General features: G+C 71.7%; 15 protein-coding genes and 2 tRNA genes. 14 read left to right on the top strand and 3 right to left on the bottom strand.

The features are described 5' to 3' along the window. Window positions 1–17 precede the first annotated feature (17 nt). The gene (locus H180DRAFT_RS06110) at window positions 18–2126 is read right to left on the bottom strand and encodes a hypothetical protein (RefSeq protein ID WP_055484975.1); all 2109 of its coding nucleotides are present in this window, start codon (window positions 2124–2126) and stop codon (window positions 18–20) included. Between the two features lie 531 nt (window positions 2127–2657). Between H180DRAFT_RS06110 and proB the strand changes: the two genes are divergently transcribed. The 6 genes from proB (at window position 2658) to H180DRAFT_RS06080 (ending at window position 9909) form a co-directional block, all read left to right on the top strand. Then, entirely contained in the window at window positions 2658–3785 is a 1128-nt protein-coding gene (gene proB, locus H180DRAFT_RS06105) for a glutamate 5-kinase (RefSeq protein ID WP_055485246.1), read from the top strand. A gap of 437 nt (window positions 3786–4222) precedes the next feature. Then, window positions 4223–4591 carry a hypothetical protein gene (locus H180DRAFT_RS06100; RefSeq protein ID WP_254665919.1) on the top strand — a complete coding sequence of 123 codons (369 nt, stop codon included), beginning with the start codon at window positions 4223–4225 and terminating at the stop codon, window positions 4589–4591. Between the two features lie 223 nt (window positions 4592–4814). Then, window positions 4815–6077 carry a glutamate-5-semialdehyde dehydrogenase gene (locus H180DRAFT_RS06095; RefSeq protein WP_055484973.1) on the top strand — a complete coding sequence of 421 codons (1263 nt, stop codon included), beginning with the start codon at window positions 4815–4817 and terminating at the stop codon, window positions 6075–6077. Between the two features lie 103 nt (window positions 6078–6180). After that, a complete protein-coding gene (locus tag H180DRAFT_RS30300) occupies window positions 6181–7047 on the top strand; it encodes an SCO2584 family spore wall biosynthesis protein (protein ID WP_055485245.1) in 867 nt (288 codons plus the stop codon). 187 nt (window positions 7048–7234) lie between these two features. Further along, on the top strand, window positions 7235–8398 hold the full coding sequence (locus tag H180DRAFT_RS06085) for an SCO2583 family membrane protein (protein WP_055484972.1): 1164 nt from the start codon (window positions 7235–7237) through the stop codon (window positions 8396–8398). A 473-nt stretch (window positions 8399–8871) separates the two neighbouring features. Beyond that, entirely contained in the window at window positions 8872–9909 is a 1038-nt protein-coding gene (locus H180DRAFT_RS06080; protein WP_055484971.1) for an NAD(P)/FAD-dependent oxidoreductase, read from the top strand. 177 nt (window positions 9910–10086) lie between these two features. On the opposite strand, the gene H180DRAFT_RS06075 is transcribed toward H180DRAFT_RS06080, so the two are convergent. Next, entirely contained in the window at window positions 10087–11205 is a 1119-nt protein-coding gene (locus H180DRAFT_RS06075; RefSeq protein WP_055484970.1) for a M48 family metallopeptidase, read from the bottom strand. Window positions 11206–11617: 412 nt separating this feature from the next. Between H180DRAFT_RS06075 and H180DRAFT_RS29720 the strand changes: the two genes are divergently transcribed. From H180DRAFT_RS29720 to H180DRAFT_RS06040, 7 genes are all read left to right on the top strand, one after another. Continuing rightward, window positions 11618–11785: a hypothetical protein gene (locus tag H180DRAFT_RS29720; protein ID WP_165434697.1), complete on the top strand. Its 168-nt coding sequence runs from the start codon at window positions 11618–11620 to the stop codon at window positions 11783–11785. A gap of 132 nt (window positions 11786–11917) precedes the next feature. Further along, entirely contained in the window at window positions 11918–12547 is a 630-nt protein-coding gene (gene nadD, locus H180DRAFT_RS06070; protein WP_055484969.1) for a nicotinate-nucleotide adenylyltransferase, read from the top strand. Then, window positions 12544–14259, top strand: coding sequence for an LCP family protein (locus H180DRAFT_RS06065; protein ID WP_055484968.1), 1716 nt, complete (start codon window positions 12544–12546; stop codon window positions 14257–14259). The genes nadD and H180DRAFT_RS06065 overlap by 4 nt, the downstream gene beginning before the upstream one ends. A 76-nt stretch (window positions 14260–14335) precedes the next feature. Beyond that, the gene (gene rsfS / locus H180DRAFT_RS06060) at window positions 14336–14833 is read left to right on the top strand and encodes a ribosome silencing factor (protein WP_254665906.1); all 498 of its coding nucleotides are present in this window, start codon (window positions 14336–14338) and stop codon (window positions 14831–14833) included. Then, complete coding sequence (locus tag H180DRAFT_RS06055; protein WP_055484967.1) at window positions 14830–15504, top strand: histidine phosphatase family protein; 675 nt, start codon at window positions 14830–14832, stop codon at window positions 15502–15504. Before rsfS ends, H180DRAFT_RS06055 begins: the two co-directional genes overlap by 4 nt. A gap of 136 nt (window positions 15505–15640) precedes the next feature. Next, a tRNA-Ala gene (locus H180DRAFT_RS06050) sits at window positions 15641–15713 on the top strand. Window positions 15714–16572: 859 nt separating this feature from the next. Next, window positions 16573–16806: a hypothetical protein gene (locus H180DRAFT_RS06040; protein WP_028435094.1), complete on the top strand. Its 234-nt coding sequence runs from the start codon at window positions 16573–16575 to the stop codon at window positions 16804–16806. Between the two features lie 18 nt (window positions 16807–16824). Here H180DRAFT_RS06040 and H180DRAFT_RS06035 read toward each other — a convergent pair whose 3' ends face one another. Continuing rightward, on the bottom strand, window positions 16825–18204 hold the full coding sequence (locus H180DRAFT_RS06035) for a glycosyltransferase 87 family protein (protein ID WP_254665918.1): 1380 nt from the start codon (window positions 18202–18204) through the stop codon (window positions 16825–16827). Between the two features lie 215 nt (window positions 18205–18419). Here H180DRAFT_RS06035 and H180DRAFT_RS06030 point away from each other — a divergent pair. Then, window positions 18420–18492: transfer RNA gene (locus tag H180DRAFT_RS06030), tRNA-Ala, on the top strand. Window positions 18493–18514 lie beyond the last annotated feature (22 nt).

Genomic DNA, 18514 nt, shown 5'->3' with positions numbered 1-18514 from the left:
GCCCGCGCTCCCGCCCGTCAGGCGGTGACCTGGTCGGCCTCCTCCGAGTCGGACAGCGCGTTGCCGTTCGGCGCGGCCTCCCAGTCCGCCTCTTCGGCGGCCTCCTGTGCCTCCGTCTCGCGCTGGCCCGGGATCTCCTCCGTGCGGCGGGCGACGCGCTCGTTGCGGGCCGCGGTGGCTTCGCACAGGTCGGTCACGGCCTTGTTGAAGCGAGTGATCGACGGCGGGTCGGAAGGACCGAGGAGGTGGACCTTCAGCTCCTCGCGGGCCTTGGTGAGGGTGTCCTTGGAAGGGTCGCGCACCGACTCCAGCAGCGCCGGCACCTCGTCCGCCCCGGGGGAGAGGATCGTGGCGGCACGCACGGTCGGGAACCCGGCCCGGAACTCGTCCTCGCTCAGGCCGCTGGTGTTGGCCACCGCGTAGGGCTTCTCGCTCGACAGGTAGTCCGAGACGACGGACGAGACGTCGGAGATGAGCAGATCGGACTGGTTGAAGCAGGTGTAGATCGTCGGCCGCGGGCCGGTGATGATCTGGTGTTCCCACTCGGGGAGCGAGGCCCAGTTGGCGGCCTCCCAGGCGGCAGTGGCCGCCGCGACCCGCTCGGCCCTGTCCGACTCCGGCGTGGACTGGAGCATCATCCTCTCCACCTCGTCCGCGCCACGGCGGAAGGCGGTGGTCGTCAGCTCGTCCAACTCCTTTACGCGGCGCTCCAGTTCGGCCGCGGTCTCGGCGCCGGGACGCTCACCGGAGCGCTTCGAGTTCGCCTCGGCGATCATCTGCTGGATGCGCATGTCGGCGGCGCCCGCACGGGGGTCGACGGAACCGGTCATCGGGTGCGGCTTGTACAGCAGCCGCACACCCGGGTCGGCCAGCAGGGCGCGGACGATGTTCTCGCCGGCCAGGATGATCGACGTGTTGCCGGGGTCGTTGGTCCAGCCCTCCCACGTGGGGGCGTACAGCACGGTGGTGTACTCCCCCGCAGGCGGTCCCGCGTACGGCTCGATGGGGGAGAGCTGCGGGCGGCCGACCTCGACCACGTCACGGTCGTCCACGCCGATGTCGGCGAGCTGGTAGCGCTCGCGGGCGGCGGGGCCGGCGACCCACACCTCGTCGTAGGCCTTCGCGTAGGGGTTGCACGAGGACAGCTTGTCGCTCTCCCCGTGGTTGATGAAGGCGTGCTTGATCGTGGGGATGCGCAGCACCTGCGAGGTCTTGCCCGAGTTCGCCGGGTGCAGCATCACCTTCAGCGTCGAGTGCTCCAGGTGCATCAGGTGCGCGACCTTCGGGATGCAGACGATCGGGACGTCCGTCGCCTCGATCTTCTGCACCATGAAGCGTTCCCGCAGCACGATGATCGGGTTGCCGTCGAGCTGCGCGAGCGTGGAGAGCCACATGTTCGCCTGGTAGGCGGAAGTCGTGCCGCCGGAGAAGTACATGCCCACGGTCGGCTGGTACTTCGCCAGCCAGCGGTCGAGCCACTGCAGCGCCTGCTGCTCGTTGGCGTGACGCTTCTTCGGCAGCATCCACGTGCCCAGGTACAGGGCACCGCCCAGGGAGAGCACGATGCTCAGGCCGAGGCCCAGAATGCCCCAGACCTCGGTGGACAGCGCGGCGCTCAGCATCAGTCCGACGGTGCCGGGGATGGAGAACCGCAGCAGGCGGCGGCTGGGCTGGCGGGCCAGCAGGCGCGGCGGCGCGACGGTCAGCCGCAGATCCGAGGCGTCGATGTTGCGGGTGAGGATCGGCAGGGTGCGGCTGCGCCGCACGAACTGCGCGACGGCCTGGCACAGGAAGTGCGCCGCGTAGCCGACGAGCAGCAGCAGCGTGAGAGGCCGCTCGACGCCCGGCGGGACGTCGGGGATGCGCACGAGACCGATGACGATGAGCATGTCGCGCAGCAGCTGGCGGGTCGTGACGTCGAAACGGACCTTGCCGAGCAGGGCGAGCAGGCCGGGCTGCTGGTGCGTGAGGTACAGATCGAGCGTGATCCCCGCCAACGAGGCGACGATGAAGACGGGCACGTTCGGCAGCAGTGCGCCCGCGAGCTGTGCGGCGTAGAAGACCGTCAGCGCGAGAAGCGCGGTCAGCTGGACGGCGCGTCGTGATGAGAGACCGGCAGAGGGCACGGGACTGGGCTCCTGGCAGGAGGTCGGGGGTCGGGCTGTGTACCGGCCGGTGGGGATGGCGGCCGTGGATGACCACTGACCGTATGCCGGGCACGGGGCCGGTGACAATCTGCGTCGGGGTGTGCTGAGTCGATACGCGGACAAAGGTCATTATCCCCGCCCGTCCACTGGTCGGAACGGACGAGCGGCCCCGGCGGGTACTCCCGTAGATTGCACAGGAGGCCCCCGGACGCGTGTGAGGCGGCACCCGGGACGCGGCGGCAGCAGCGGCACACCGGCACAGTACGGGACGCACCCGCACCGGCCGGGGCGAACGGGGAGCAACAGGAACGGATCCGCCGCGCGGCACGGCACGCGGGCGCGACAGAGGGAACAGGCAGGCAGCGGGACGTGGGCACCAGTACGGCAGCGGGCTCGGGCGGCTCCGGCAGGGACGACTCCAGGGACTCCGCGACGGGCGCCCCCGGCGCGCCGCACGGAGCGCGGAGCGCGGAGCGTGCAGAGCGCGCCGAGCATTCCGAGCGCGCCGAGGTGACGGGGGCGCGCCGGATCGTCGTCAAGGTCGGGTCCTCGTCGCTCACGACGGCCGCCGGCGGCCTGGACGCGGACCGCGTCGACGCCCTCGTCGACGTACTGGCCAAGCACGCGGGCCCGGCCGACGGCCGGACGAGCGCCCCGCAGCGGGAGATCGTGCTCGTCTCCTCCGGAGCCATCGCTGCGGGCCTCGCACCGCTGGGCCTGCCGAAGCGGCCCCGGGACCTGGCCCGCCAGCAGGCCGCGGCCAGCGTGGGGCAGGGGCTCCTGGTCGCCCGCTACACCGCCTCGTTCGCGCGCTACGGACGCCGGGTCGGCCAGGTGCTGCTCACCTCCGACGACACCAGCCGGCGCGCCCACTACCGCAACGCCTACCGCACGCTGGAGCAGCTTCTGGCGATGGGCGCCGTGCCGGTCGTCAACGAGAACGACACCGTCGCCACCGAGGAGATCCGCTTCGGCGACAACGACCGGCTCGCCGCGCTGGTCGCCCATCTCGTGCGGGCCGACCTGCTGGTGCTGCTCTCCGACGTCGACGGTCTCTACGACGGCGATCCTGCCTCTCCGGGCACGTCACGCATCACGGAGGTCACGGGTCCCGGGGACCTGGAGGGCGTCGAGATCGGCAGTGCGGGCAGCGCGGGCGTCGGCAGCGGCGGAATGGTGACGAAGGTCGAGGCCGCCCGCATCGCCGCCGCAGCGGGTGTGCCGGTGGTGCTCGCGTCGGCGACGCACGCCGCCGACGCGCTGGCGGGCCGCACAACCGGCACGTACTTCCACCGGACGGGCCGCCGCACCGCCGGGCGACTGCTGTGGCTCGCGCACGCCTCGACACCGCGGGGCGCGCTCACATTGGACGAGGGCGCCGTGCGGGCGGTCGTCCAGCGGCGCACCTCCTTGCTGGCGGCCGGAATCGCGGGCGTGGAGGGCGAGTTCGCGGCCGGTGACCCCGTCGAACTCCGGGACGAGCGCGGCGTCGCCGTCGCCCGCGGCCTGGTCAACTTCGACGCGAAGGAGCTCCCGCAGCTGCTCGGGCGTTCCACGCCGGAGCTGGCCCGGGAGCTGGGGCCCGCGTACGAGCGGGAGATCGTGCACCGTGACGACCTGGTGCTGCTCGACTCCTGAAGCCGTTCGCAGGTGCGTGCATCCCGCCACGAAGATCGTGAGCCGGACCTCGCGACGGATCTCCGGAACTCCACGGCGCATCTCCGGACCGGATCGCCGCGGCGGACCTCCGCGCCGGGGCCGGCCCGTGGACCGCGGGTGATGCCCGTGCTGCGCGCGGGCGGGCGCGCGTCCCCGCCCGGAGCCGTGGCGTGAAATGTTCGTGCAGAGGGCGGGGGAGTGGTGTCCGGACCGTCATCGGCCGGGAGAAAAGACCAGCCTTTCCACGGACAGCTTCCCGAAAACGGCCACGCGGCCGGTCGCGGGCTGGTCAACTTTGTAGAGGGGGTCGTGCAGCAGGTGAGCGGCGCCCGGAACCGAGAGCATCCCACCGGACGAGGAGGCCACCCGTGAGACGGCTGGTCAGCGTTGACCCGGAGCAGCGGGCCGAATCACGTGTGGACGCGGGTGCCGAAAGGCGTGAGCAAGCCAGGCTCTGGCACATCACGCTGAGCGTCGCCGGCGAGGAGGCGCCGCTCAAGGAGGTACGGCGCGCGCTGGAACAGCTCGCCCACGACCATCCGTTCCTTCTGAACAGCCGGTATGCGAACGATCACGCCGAGATCCGCTACTGGGAAGAGGCCCGCGACCTGCACGACGCCGCAGCCGTCGCGCTGCGGCTGTGGGGTGAGCACCGCAATTCGGCACAGCTTCCGCCGTGGGAGATCGTCGGCCTCGAGGTCATCGGCCGCGAGACGTACCACCAGCGGGTGGCCGAGGGATACGGCCCGCCGCCCGCCGCCTCCATGGGCGTGCACCCTTTCTAGTGACCCCTCCAGGGACCTCCACTTCCCGGCCTTGCCAGAGGCCCTTCCAGCTTCGGGCCCCTGCCTGCGCGGGCGCGGCCCCCGCGAGGCCGTTTCAGGCATGCCCGGCCCGCGGCCCGGCCCGCGGCCGCGAAGCGGCGGCGCTCCTCGTGAGTACCGGGCGGCCGTCCCGCACGGTGGACGGCCGGGCACCGGCGGTGCCGCCGTGGCTAAGCTCGGAGACATGAGCGCAACGCAGAACTCGCCCGTGACCGAGACCGCACGACGCGCGAAGGAGGCCGCCGCCGAGCTCGCCCCCCTGCCGCGCACGGTCAGGGATGCGGCGCTGCTCGCCGTCGCCGACGCGCTCACCGCCCGTACGGACGAGATCGTCGCCGCCAACGCCGCAGACGTCGACAAGGCCCGCGCCGCCGGAACGCCGGACGCCATCGTCGACCGTCTGACGCTCACACCCGAGCGCATCGCGGCCATCGCCTCCGACGTGCGCGACGTGGTCTCCCTTCCCGACCCGGTCGGGGAGGTCGTGCGCGGCTCGACGCTGCCCAACGGGCTCGAACTGCGCCAGGTGCGCGTGCCTCTCGGCGTCGTCGGGATCATCTACGAGGCCCGCCCCAACGTCACGGTCGACGCCGCCGCGCTGTGCCTGAAGTCCGGGAACGCGGTGCTGCTGCGCGGCTCGTCCTCCGCGTACGCCTCGAACGGCGCCCTCGTCGAGGTGCTGCGCGACGCCGTCGCCGGTGCCGGAGTGCCCGCCGACGCCGTGCAGCTCGTGCCGGGGGAGAGCAGGGACAGCGTGCGTGAACTCATGCGCGCCCGCGGCCTGGTGGACGTGCTGATCCCGCGCGGCGGGGCCTCGCTCATCCGTTCAGTGGTCGAGGAGTCCACCGTTCCCGTCATCGAGACCGGCGTCGGCAACTGCCACGTGTACATCGACGAGGCCGCCGACCTCGGGACCGCCGTCGCGGTGCTCGTCAACTCCAAGGCGCAGCGCCCCAGTGTGTGCAACGCGGCCGAGACGGTCCTCGTGCACGAGGGCGTGGCGGCGGAGTTCCTGCCGCGCGCCGTGGAGGCTCTCGCCGCGGCGGGTGTGACGGTGCACGGCGACGAGGCGTGGCAGAAGGCGGGCGCGGACGTCGTTCCCGCCACCGACGAGGACTGGGGCACCGAGTACCTCTCGTACGACATCGCCGCGGCCGTCGTGCCGACGCTGGACGCAGCGGTGCGGCACATCCGCGAGTGGAGTTCGGGTCACACGGAGGCGATCGTCACCCGCGACACCGCGGCCGCCCGTCGCTTCACGTCACTGGTCGACTCGACCGCCGTGATGGTCAATGCGTCCACACGTTTCACGGACGGCGGCCAGTTCGGTTTCGGGGCCGAGATCGGCATCTCCACGCAGAAGCTGCACGCACGCGGCCCGATGGGTCTGCCGGAGCTGACCTCCACGAAGTACGTGGTCACGGGGGACGGGCACACCCGCGGCTGACCCGCCCGGCACATGCCGGGGCGTCGCGGAAGCTGTTGCGCCGGTTCGGACGGAATCCAGCTTCTCCCTGCCCTTATTGACCACAAAGGTCTACGCTGACAGCGTGCCGGACGACGTGGGGGGCCAGCCGTTCCCGGACGGCGAGGAGCCCGAGTACCGCTACGGGGCCGCGGACGAGGAGTTCGCCGCCCTGGTGCTCGACGAGGACTTCGTGCGGTCCGCGGCCATTCACGAACCCACCGCCGCCGAACGCATATTGGCCGCCGCGCAGTCGCACGCCGAGAGCGAGACCGTGCGCGGCTTCGAGGACGGCTATGCGTACGGGCCGGGCGCCGAGGGTGATTTCGGCTTCGACGAGGACGACCCGGACGGAACCGGCGATCCGGACGGACCGGCCGGCGTGGGGGACCTGGACGACCCGGACGACGACGAGGGCCGGTTCGACCGCTCCGACTACACCGAATACCTCGACCCGGCCGACGGGGACGAGTACGACCACTACGGCCCGCACGAGCCGTACGCGCCGTACGGCTACAACCCCAACTCCTTCGGCGACAGCGGCCATTACGCCCCGTACCAGTACGGCCGGTTCGTCGACTTCGGCCAGCACGACCAGTACGGGCAGTACATCCGCTTCGGCGTCAACCGCCGCTACGACCCCCGCTTCGACCTGGGCGAGGAGCACGGCTCCGACCACCGCCGTCCCGGACGCGGCAAGCACGGCGCCGCCCCGCGGGGCCGTCCCTACCGCGGCCACATGCGGTGGCAGCGTCCCGTCGCGTGGCTGCTGGCCCTCGTGATGGGCATCGGCATGGTCGCCCTCGCGCTCGGCGCCGTCTACCGCGGCACCTCGCAGCAGCGGCAGGACCCTTCGCCTCCGCCCGCGACGACCGGTGTCGGCTCCTCCGCCAAGGAGCACGAGGGCACGCAGCGCACTCCGGACATACCCGCGCAGTCGAGACCGGGCTGAGGCCACCGGCGGCGGGGCCACTGCGGCGCCGGGGGTGCACGGCGGCGTCGAGGGTGCACGCCGAGCGGCCCGTATGGTCACCGGCTCGTCACGCCGGGGCGACAAGGAGTTCACGAACACGCGCACCCGCCGGGTTGTCGCCGCACAGAAGCGTTTACGGACAGCCGGGCGGACCTACTCTGTTGGTATGGCCGGGCGAGGCAATCCCCCAGAGGGAACCCCCGACGACGCCTCCGGGGGCGGCGACGACGAGTACCGAGACGATTACCGATCCGTCGTCTTCGACGAGTCGTTCATCAAGGCTGCGCGGCTCCAGGAGTTCTCCGCGCGCGAGCGCATGGAGGACGAGGAGCACGCGGCCGTACGCAACCGTGCCCTGCCGTCCGCCGGCGAGGCCACCGACGAGGACCACGGCGGCACTTACCAGCGGGGCTCCATCACCGCCTCACGGCAGGGCATCGTCCTGGTGCTGCTGATCGTCCTCGCCTTCGGCACGGCGATCTACATGGGCATCCGCAACCCGTACCAGGCGCCGCCCGAACCGCCCGCCGAACCCATGCGCAACGCGCTGCTTCCCCTGGCGCCCCGCGACGCGGTGCCGGGCGCCGCGCCCGCCGATCTCTTCGAGCACAGTCCGGCCGCCCAGTTCCGCGCCGGCGCCGACGGTGTGACGCTGCCGCCCGTGCGCCGCACGCGGCACTTCTCCGACAGCCAAGTGCTCGCCGCGCTCACGGCGGCGAAGGAGTACATCGTCACCAGTTCGCTCGACCCGGCCGTGCTCAACGGCAACACCTACCGCGACGTGCGGGTACTGCTCGACCCCGTGCAGCACGAGCAGTTCGACCAGAGCATGGACCACCCGCGCAACGACGGGCGGCACTCCGCGACGGGCTGGATGGTCCGCTTCGACCCGTCGAAGACCGCGCTCGCCGACGCGCGGATCCGGGTCAACGGCTCCATGACCGTTCAGGAGGCGGGCCCCGACGCCCTGGAAGTCGTCGCGGACCACGTCTTCGTCTACGCGGTGCAAGCTGCGGACGAGGGGAAGGGCGAGAAGGCGGCGGACAAGTCGTCGCTGTTCACGGTGCGGCGCGAAGTGCGTTTCCAGATCGACCGCGAGGACCTGCGACGTCAGCAACTGAGCGTGCTCCAGGTCTCGATGAGGGCCGGGCCGCTGCCGTGCTCCGCCGACATGTCGGACGCGCTGGCCCCGTTGCTGGCCGGTGAGAAGGCCAAGGACGACAGCGCGGCCGGCACCGACCCGTACGCGCGCGGCCGGTCCTCGGCCTCGCTGTGCGGTCTGCTCTCCACGAGCTCACAGCCGAGCCCGGCCGCGAAGAAGGACGGCTAGGGCGTGTTTCGAAGTAGCGTCGTCCGCCCGTCAGGGCGGGCGGGGCGGCGTCAGGTGCGTGCGATCGCAAGGCGGAGGGTGGGGGTACCTCCCGGGCCGCCAGGCCCAGGGGGAGAGAGCGCAGCGGGCTGCGCCGACGACCGACAACGCTGGGGGCACCTCCCGCGAAGCGGGGGAGAGCGTGCGTGCGTGACGCCGCCCCGCAGACGGGACTTCGAAACAGGCCCTAGGAGCAGCTGGGTTGCTCACCCGTGTCTCCACGACGGCAGCAGTCCGCTGCGGTGTCGTATGCGGGCGGCCGGCGCGGTCCTGCGATGCTGCTTCGCCCTCCTGGCGCCGGCCGCGGCCCACTTGTGCGCCGCAGCGCGGGAGGTCCCCGTCGCCGCTGCCACGTGCGCGACCGGGCAGCGGGACAGTGCGCGCCGAACAAGCAGAGAACGAGCAGAGACGTCCTCGAAGGTGCTGAGCCGGCGGTGAGCAGTGACCTGGTGGTCGTCGGCGCCGGCATCGTCGGCGCATCGGTGGCCTGTCACGCCGCCCGGGCCGGGGCCGTCGTGACCCTCCTCGACGCGGGGCGGCCGGGCGCCGGGGTGACGACGGACTCGTTCGCCTGGATCGGGCTCGGGCCGTCCGGCGTACGCACCGGGCCGGCGGCCGCGCTGCGGGCGACCGCGTCGGACGAGTACCGCCGGCTCGAGGCCGAGCTGCCGGGACTCCCGGTGACCTGGTCCGGCTCGTTGTCCTGGGGCGCGGCGGACGGTGCGCCGGAGGCGGGGCCCGGGCAGGAGATCGTGGACGCGGCCACCGTGGCGGCGCTCGAACCCGCCCTGCGGCAGCCCCCGGAGTGGGCAGTCTGGACACCCGGCGACGGCGCCGTCGACCCGGTCGGCGTGACCGAGCGGCTCGTCGCGGGGGCCCGAGCCCACGGCGCCAGGGTCCGTGCGGACATCCCGGTCACCGCGGTCAGCCGGGACGCCGCGGGTCGGGTTGCAGGAGTCGAGACGGCCGCAGGTCCCCTCTCCGGTGAGACTGTTGTGCTCGCGGCGGGGGTGGCCACGGCCGCTCTGGGCGCGCCGCTCGGCGTGAGCGTCCCGGTCGACCCGTCGCCGGCGAGGCTCTTCCGGTTCCGCGCTCCGGCCGGCCTCGTCCGCACCGTGGTCAACAACCGGGACTTCGATCTCCGGCAGGCGGGCACGGACCGGCTGCTCGCCGCCGCGGACTCGTCCGAACGGGCTCTCGCCGCCGTCCGTTCCACCTTCCGCGGCGCCGCGGACGTCGAGCTGCTCAGCACCCGGGTCGGCGTGCGCCCCATGCCGGCCGACGGCGAGCCGATCGTCGGCCCGGTCGCCGAGGTGCCCGGTCTCTACCTGGCGGTGCTGCACTCCGCGGTCGCCCTCGCCCCGGCCGTGGGCCGGCTGGTCGCGCGGGAGCTGGTCGACGGCGCCGTCGAGCCGGCGCTGGCGGGCTGCCGTCCCGGCCGCTTCCAGGGGCGCGACTCCCGGAAGGCGTAGCCGGGCGGTGTCGGGGCCGGGCGCAACGCCGCCGCGGTAGGTGAGTGCGAGAAAGCCACAGCCGGAACGGCGCAGGTCCGGAAGTCGCCCCGGCCCTGCCGGTCGCCTTCGCGACGGGCAGGGCCGGCCGGACCTCCGCGCCCCCGGGCGCGTGCCGGGGGAGGCGCGTCCCGCGTCCTAACTGGAGCTGTCGCCGCCTGAGTTGCCCTTGCTGCCACCGCCACCGCCACCGCTGCCGTTGCCATTGCCGTCGCCGTCGCCGCTTCCGCTGTTCCTTCCGGTGAAGGTGTCGCGCAGCTTGCCGCCCAGGTCCCCGGCGCCACCGGCGATGTCGCGGACGAGACCCACCAGCGGGTCCTTGCTGTTCTTGAACGACTCGGTGTAGTGGCCGGCCGACTGCTTGAACGAGTCGGACACGGATGTCTGCTTGTCGTCCTCACGCCGGTCGTAGTGGCCGTCCATGATCCGCTGGTGGTCGCGGCTCTCCGCCCACCGCTTCAACTCGGCCGCACGCACAGCCGTGAAGGGGTGGCTGCGCGGCATCACGTTCATGATCTTCAGCACGGAGTCGCGGATGTCGCCGCCCGACTCGTACTCCTCGGCCTGCGCGAGGAAGGAGTCCACGTTCATCTCGTGCAGGTGGTTGCCGCCCGCAAGCTTCATCAACCCCCGCAGTGAGGCCTGCAGATCCTGCCCGACGAGCAGCCCCGCGCGGTCCGCCGACAGCTCGGACTTGCGGAACCATTCGCGCAGCGCCGTCACGATCGCCATGATCGCGACGTTGCCCAGCGGGATCCACGCGACCTTGACCGCGAGACTGGTCAGGAAGAGCAGGATGGTGCGGTAGACCGAGTGCCCCGACAGCGCGTGGCCCACCTCGTGGCCGACGACGGCCCGCATCTCCTCCTCGTCCAGCAGCTCGACGAGACCGGTGGTGACGACGATGACGGGCGCGTCGAGCCCGATGCACATCGCGTTCGGATTCGGGTCCTGACTGACGTACATCGGCGGGACCTTCTCCAGGTCCAGTATGTAACAGGCGTCCCGCAGCATCGAGTTGAGATGGGCGAACTGGTCGTCGTTGACGCGCACCGAGTTGGCGAGGAAGAGCAGCCTCAGGCTGCGCTCGGTCACCAGGCCGCTCAGTGCCTTGAAGACCGAGTCGAAACCGCTCAGCCTGCGCAGCGCGACGAGCGCCGAGCGGTCCGAGGGATGTTCGTACGCCCGGGAGGAGATCCCGGGGAAGCGGCGCCGGTTGCGGCCGGGCAGCCGCTCGGTGCCTGTGGTGTCGCTCATCGCGTTCCCCCTGTCGCTTCGTCACCGTTCGCGGTGGATTGAGGTCAGCCTAGGGCCTGTCCGGGAAAAGGCCCGGGCGCCCGGAACGGAATCCCGGGCCGAACGCGCCCTGCGGGAAACCCCGGATGTCGGGAGGAGACGTCACCGGGCCACGGAAGGTTGCGTGGCCGGAGGGACGACTGGGACACACCGTGACGCTGGGCCCGGGTTGCCGGGATCCGGGCGGAGCCGGCCAGCCGCGGACGGAGCCGCGGTCGGAGACGTGAGGGCGGCCGTGAGCGCGGCCGTGAGCGGGGCTGATCCCGGTGCGGGAGGGGAACCGAGAGGTGGCGTCGGAGTGCCGGCGGCCCCCGCATACGATGTGCAGCACACAACGTACTGTCCGGCCCACACGTGGATAGGTCCTGCCGAGATGACGCTTCCCAGCACCGCCCACCACGCCTTCGCCGTCCTGGCCTCCGAGGGCGGCGAGCACGGGGGCGACCACGACCCCGTGCTCCCCTTCATCACCGGTGGCGGGGCGCTGCTGGCTCTGCTTCTGCTGCTGTGGATCACCACTCGCTTCAACCGGGACCGCTGACCTCCTCGCGGTGCGCCGCCGTCCCGGACCTCCGGTGGCGCCGGGACGCCGCCCCGCCCCGGTGCGCCCGCGGCCTGTGCGTCGTGCAGGCGGAGCAGCGGAGCGCGGACCGAGGGGATAAGGTCGGCTCGCATGGGAGAGGACATAGTGCCCGGCACCGGCAAGCGGCGGCTGGGAGTGATGGGCGGGACGTTCGACCCGATCCACCACGGGCACCTCGTCGCCGCCAGTGAGGTGGCCACGCGCTTCCACCTCGACGAAGTCGTCTTCGTTCCGACCGGGCAGCCGTGGCAGAAGAGTCACCAGCAGGTATCGCCGGCCGAGGACCGCTATCTGATGACGGTCATCGCGACGGCCTCCAACCCGCAGTTCTCGGTCAGCCGCATCGACATCGACCGCGGCGGCCGCACCTACACCATCGACACACTGCGTGATCTGAGAGCCGCCAATCCGGACACGGATCTCTTCTTCATCACCGGCGCGGACGCCCTCGCCCAGATCCTGGGCTGGCGCGACGCCGACGAGCTGTTCTCCCTGGCCCACTTCATCGGCGTCACCCGGCCCGGGCACGCACTGACCGACCCGGGCCTGCCGGACGGCGGGGTGTCGCTGGTGGAGGTCCCGGCGCTTTCCATCTCCTCGACGGACTGCCGTGCGCGGGTCCGGCGGGGGGACCCGGTCTGGTATCTGGTCCCGGACGGCGTCGTGCGCTACATCAACAAGCGGGGGTTGTACGGGGACGAGGAGGCGCCCCAGACATGAACGAGCGCTACGGATACGACCCCTACGGACAGCAGCAGGGCGGGCAGCGGCCCGACGAGCCGCGGTTCCTCGGCTACGACGAGTACGGACAGCCCGTCTACGGCTACGAGGAGAGCGGACCGTACGGGCAGCAGTCCGCACAGCCGGGGCAGGCGACGCAGCCGGGGCAGCCCGAGCCGCAGGGGTACGGGTACGACGGCTACGACGGGCGCGGCGGCCATGACGGTCGCGGCGGGCACGAGGACTACCGCGGGCACGAGGGTTACGGCGCGTACGGCACGCAGCAGGGGGCGCCGCAGCCGTACCCGCAGAACCCGTCGCCGCAGCAGCAAAGCCGGCAGCACACGCAGCAGCAGTCCCGGCAGGAGTGGATCCCGCAGCAGCAGCCTTCCGCAGGCGCGGGCGCGGGCACGACCGGCGCCGGCACCCAGTCGGACGGCCGGGGCCAGGCCCCCGACAGCGGGTACCGCACGGAGCAGTTCTCCTTCGTCGAGGAGCCCACGGACGACTCCGAGGACGTCATCGACTGGCTCAAGTTCAGTGAGAGCCGCACAGAGCGCCGCGAGGAGGCCAAACGCCGCGGCCGCAACCGTGTCGTCCTCCTCGTCGTCGTTCTCGTCATGATCGCGTCCGGCGGCGTCGGATACCTCTGGTACGCGGGCAAGCTGCCCGGCCTGGGCGGCGACCGGGGCGGTGCCGCCACGGCGGCCGGCCAGCAGCGTGACGTGATCGTCGTGCATCTGCGCTCGCTGAACGGCGGCGGCAGCTCGACCGCGCTCCTCGTGGACAACGCGGAGGCCAAGCGCGGCAACACCGTGCTGCTCCCCAACTCCCTCGCCGTCTCCGGCGAGAACGGCACCACGACCACCCTGGCGAAGGCCGTCGAGGACGAGGGGACGGCACCGACCAGGGAGGCCCTCGGAACGCTCCTGGGCGCCGACATCAAGGGCAGCTGGCGGCTGGACACCCCTTACCTGGAGAACCTCGTCGAGCTGGTCGGCGGTATCAAGCTCGACGCGAACGCCACCGTCCCCGGCGAGAAGAAGGGCGACAAACCGCTGGTCGAGCGCGGCAGGGCGCAGACGCTCGACGGGCGCGCCGCGGTCGCCTACGCGACCCACCGGGGCAGGGGCGAGCCCCAGACGCGTCAGCTGGAGCGCTTCGGCGAGGTCATGCACCAGACGCTGCGGAAGCTCTCCAGCGACCCCGAGGCGGCGACGAGGACCGTGGAGACCCTCGGCCAGATCCCCGACCCGTCGCTGCCGGAGCCCGAGCTGGGCGCGTCCCTCGCGAAGCTGGCGAGCCAGGCGAAGGGCGGCGCGTACCGGACGCAGGTGCTGCCCGTGAGGGCGAACGGCACGCTCAGCGAGCGCACGAGTGACGGCCTGGTGAAGCAGGTGCTCGGCGGCACGGTCAAGAACACCGACCCGGACGCGGCGCCCAGGGTGAAGATCGTCAACGCCAGCGGCAAGCGCGGCAGCGACGACACGGCCAACGCGGCGCTGGTCAACAGCGGCTACACCGTCGTCAAGGGCGGGGCCGGCAGCAAGGTTCAGGCGAGGTCCCAGGTCACGTACTCCGACGGCAAGTTCAAGGCCAAGGCGGAGGAAGTGGCAAAGACCCTCGGTCTGCCCGGGAACGCGGTGAGCAAGGGCAAGGGCGCGGCGAACGCGGACGTGAGCGTCGTGCTGGGCCGGGACTACAAGGAGTGAGAGCCCCGGCCGGCCGTGAGATCCTGGTGCTGATACGTACAGATGACCGCTGCTTCCCGATTCGAAAGCTTTGCCTGTGACCGCCACTGACCGTTCCATCGAGCTGATCGACGCCGCCGCCCAGGCGGCCGCGGACAAGCTCGCGCACGACATCGTCGCCTACGACGTCAGCGACGTCCTCGCCATCACCGACGCATTCCTCCTCGCCTCCGCGCCGAACGACCGGCAGGTCAAGGCCATCGTCGACGAGATCGAGGAGCGGCTGCTGAAGGAGGAGGGCGTCAAGCCGGCCCGCCGCGAGGGCGAACGTGACGGACGATGGGTCCTTCTCGACTTCGTCGACATCGTGGTGCACGTGCAGCACAGCGAGGAGCGGGTCTTCTACGCGCTGGAACGGCTCTGGAAGGACTGCCCCGAGCTCGACCTGCCGGAGGACGCCAAGGCGACGCACGGCAAGGGCCGCGAGCACGCGGTGAGGGAGGCCGGCGGCGAGACCGGCGGCGACGGCCGGTCGGAGGCCTCCGCACCCGACGGGCCCGCGTCCGGGCAGGACGGAAGCGAAGGAACGCGGTGACGGCGCAGCCGGCCGTCACCCCGGCCGGGACCGTGCGCCGCGACCGCAGAATCGTGCTCTGGCGGCACGGGCAGACGGCGTGGAACCTCGAGCGGCGGTTCCAGGGCTCGACCGACATCGAGCTGACCCCGGAGGGCCTGGAGCAGGCCCGCCGCGCCGCCCGGCTGCTCGCCGGTCTGCGACCGGACGCGATCCTCGCGTCCGACCTGCGCCGAACCGCCGACACGGCCGCCGAACTCGCCTCCGTCACGGGGCTCGACGTGACACACGACGAGGCGCTGCGCGAGACGTACGCGGGCGCGTGGCAGGGCCTCACGCACGAGGAGATCGTCGAGCGGTACGGCGACGAGTACGCGGCATGGAAGCGCGGGGAGCCGGTGCGGCGCGGCGGCGGCGAGCTGGAGACCGAGGTCGCCGACCGGGCCGCGCCCGTCGTCGAGCGGACCGCGGAGAAGCTGCCGGCCGGAGGCACGCTCGTCGTCGTCAGCCACGGCGGCACCATCCGCACGACCATCGGACGGCTGCTCGGCCTCGTGCCCCACACATGGGAGGCGCTGGGCGGGCTCTCCAACTGCTGCTGGTCCGTGCTGGGTGAGGGCCTGCGCGGCTGGCGGCTGCTGGAGCACAACGCGGGAACGCTCCCGCAGCCGGTCCTCGGGGACGACGACTGACGGCGGATCCTGCACGGCCGCCGGCCTGGCAGGTTGCCGGGTGCTGATTTCCCATCCCGCCTGGTCACAGGTTAGGCTTCCTCCCGTTCGCGGGGCCGCCGGATGTACGGGACGTCCGGGGGTGCGTGAACTGCCCGGGGCTATAGCTCAGTTGGTAGAGCGCTTGCATGGCATGCAAGAGGTCAGGAGTTCGATTCTCCTTAGCTCCACGAGTTCGAGGGTGATCTGTGTCCGCGGAAAGCGCGGACGGGGTCGCCCTCGTTGTTTTTTGCGGGGCTTCGCCTCGCGGGGCGGGGGCTCCGCCACCCGCACCCCCGGCGGGGGCTTCGCCCCCGGCACCCCCCTTGGGCGGGGGCTTCGCCCCCTGCGGCCCCGTCGTGGTTGGGGTGGGTCGTTTCTCTTGCGGCGGCTTCGCCCCCTGCGGCCCCGTTGTGGTCGGGGTGGGTTGTTCTCTTGCGGGGGCTTCGCTCCCGGCACCCGTCGTGGGGTGCGGGACTTTCTCGCGAGGCGTCGGTCCCTGCGGCCCGGATGTGGCCGGTGTCGGTGCGGCGGTCCCTTGTCGTCCGCAACAGCGGGTGGTGGACGAGGGGTTCGCGGTGGCCGTGGGCACAGCTGTGGGGTTTCCGTGGGGTTCGTACCCGGAACATTCAGGGATCTGCGGGGTGTTCGGTTACGAGGTTCGTCATCGCGGGCATGTGCGTTGAGGCGCAGGCCGGAACCGTAATGACGTCGGCTCCGTCGATTCTGCGAGGCTCGGCCCCACCACGCGGTCCGTCGACTAACGCCGACCAGGGCTCCTGAGCAGTGGGAGAACGTGGCAGAATCGTGATGGCCGGAGGGGGAAGGCCGAGGGGAGGGACGTGTGCGATGTCGGCAGAGGTCCTCATCGAGGACAGTCGGCAAACGGTCCACCCGCGCACAGGTCCCGATGCCGGCCCGGCAGTGGCGTCGTCACGGACGTTGCTGTGTCCGGCATGCGGTTCATCGGACGTTGCCCAGATGCTCGGCGACAATGGAGGAGTTTCCTACGTGTGCACGACCTGCGGCCACAGCTGGGGCTGATGACTGATGGGCGCACACAGCCGGAAGTGCGACTGGTGTGGCAGCGGCACGCCGGTCGTCCGCGACATGGAACCGGTCAACCCGGAATTCCAGTTCTGGTGTGAGGACTGCGCGCGGGCGCTGATCATAAAGGGCGATCCGATCGAAACCTACCGGGAGTTGGACGGAGAGCCCATCTACGGCCGCCTGCTCGACGAGCACTGCACCCTGAAGCGCTTCTACTCCTTCGTCACCGCCTGACGGCACCGACTCCGACCGTCAACCTGCCCGTGACACGGCGGGGTCGGCCTCCGGCTCGTACGGGGCGGGCCTGCGCAGCGCCCGTACGGACAGCACGCCCGCCAGCACCAGGAAGCCCACGCCCCCGGCCGGATAGAGCGCCGAGAGTGCCATCTCCCCGGCCGTCTGGTGGAGTTCCGGCTTCACCGGACCGGGCTCGCCGTGCGGCACCCACCACAGCGCGTACGAACAGAACAGCAGCGTCGCGGCGCCGGCCGATGCCCGCCACGGCACGGTCCGTTCGCGTTCCAGCGCCTCGGCGCCCAGCAGCATCACGAGAGGCACGCACCACACCCAGTGGTGCGACCACGAGACGGGGCTCACCAGCAGGGCGGTGAAGGCGCACGACAGAGCCGCCCACGCCGGTGCGAACGGCAGCCGCCGGCTGCCCGCCGAGGCCGCCGCGACGGCGACGGCCAGCCCGAAGAGGGCGACCAGGACGGCGGTCACGAGCCAGAGCCACCCCGGATCACCGGTGTGCAGCAGCCGGGCCGCGACCCCGCGCAGCGACTGGTTGTCGGTGATCTCCGCATGCCCGACGCGGTCCGACCGGAAGAGGACGTCGAACCAGAACCGCCGCGAGTCGTACGGCAGGACCAGCGCGCCCAGCAGCACGGTCCCTGCGAACGACCCCGCGGCGACCGCGGATTGCCGCAGCCGGCGGTTCCAGGCCGCTGCCCGCCCGCGGCCGGCGCGCAGGCCGCGTACCGCCAGGACTGTTCCGTACAGCGCGAGGAAGACCGCGAAAAGAGCCGGCGTCAGCTTGATCCCGGCGGCGACGCCGATGCCCGCGCCCGCGAAGCGGTGACCGGGACGGCGCGAGAGATCCCACAGCACGAGTGCCGTCACGAGCAGATTGATCTGCCCGTAGCGCAGCGTCGTCCACACCGGCTCGCACCACACGGCGACGGACGAGATCAGCAGCACGGCAGCCGGGCGGGGCAGACCGGTGAAGCGGGAGGAACCGGCCGGGCCTCCATTCATGCGCAGGGTCGTGACGGACAGGTGGACCACCCCCACCAGCAGGATCAGGTTCCCCGCCGTCCCCAACGTCCGCATCTGCGCGACGTCCAGCAGCGTCAACGGCACGAACAGCAGTGCCGCGAAAGGTGGATACGTAGTGGGCAGATCCGCGTAGGTGGCGCGCATCGCGTACAGATCGCCACCGGTACGGACGGTCCAGCCCTCGGCCCGGTAGACCATGAGGTCGATCATGGAAACCCCGCTCACGCGCTGAGCCGTCCAGAACGCGGCGAAGGAGACCAGGCAGATACCGCAAGCGACCAGCACCGGACGCCGCAGCACGGCGGCAGGCAGCGGGATGCGGTCCCGGGACCGGCTCTGTGCGGACTGCTGCAGTGCGCTCACGGCGGTGCGGCTCCCCGGAGTCGTGATCATCGGGAACACGGGCGGACGGCGGCGGGCTGCCGGCGAGAGCGTCGACAGTACCCGGCGGTGCGACGGGCCCGGCCGGACCGCCGGAGACGGCGGAAACGGATTTGGCGGAACGTGGCAGAGGCCGTGTAAGGTTGGCGACGCCGCCGCGGGGCGAACCCCCCCGACGGACCAGTATTGGGGCTATAGCTCAGTTGGTAGAGCGCTTGCATGGCATGCAAGAGGTCAGGAGTTCGATTCTCCTTAGCTCCACGAGTTCGAGGGTGATCTGTGT

The sequence above is a fragment of the Streptomyces sp. WMMB 322 genome (genome assembly GCF_900090145.1).
In the GTDB taxonomy this organism is placed as follows: Bacteria; Actinomycetota; Actinomycetes; order Streptomycetales; family Streptomycetaceae; genus Streptomyces.
The sequence above is the reverse complement of the archived record's forward strand: the minus strand, read 5'-3'. Positions and strand labels throughout refer to the sequence as shown.

Coding starts and splice junctions, on each gene's coding strand:
- H180DRAFT_RS06095 (WP_055484973.1), top strand. CDS start 4,815: ATGAGCGCAACGCAGAACTCGCCCGTGACCGAGACCGCACGACGCGCG.
- H180DRAFT_RS06085 (WP_055484972.1), top strand. CDS start 7,235: ATGGCCGGGCGAGGCAATCCCCCAGAGGGAACCCCCGACGACGCCTCC.
- H180DRAFT_RS06075 (WP_055484970.1), bottom strand. CDS start 11,205: ATGAGCGACACCACAGGCACCGAGCGGCTGCCCGGCCGCAACCGGCGC.
- H180DRAFT_RS29720 (WP_165434697.1), top strand. CDS start 11,618: ATGACGCTTCCCAGCACCGCCCACCACGCCTTCGCCGTCCTGGCCTCC.
- nadD (WP_055484969.1), top strand. CDS start 11,918: ATGGGAGAGGACATAGTGCCCGGCACCGGCAAGCGGCGGCTGGGAGTG.
- H180DRAFT_RS06065 (WP_055484968.1), top strand. CDS start 12,544: ATGAACGAGCGCTACGGATACGACCCCTACGGACAGCAGCAGGGCGGG.
- H180DRAFT_RS06040 (WP_028435094.1), top strand. CDS start 16,573: ATGGGCGCACACAGCCGGAAGTGCGACTGGTGTGGCAGCGGCACGCCG.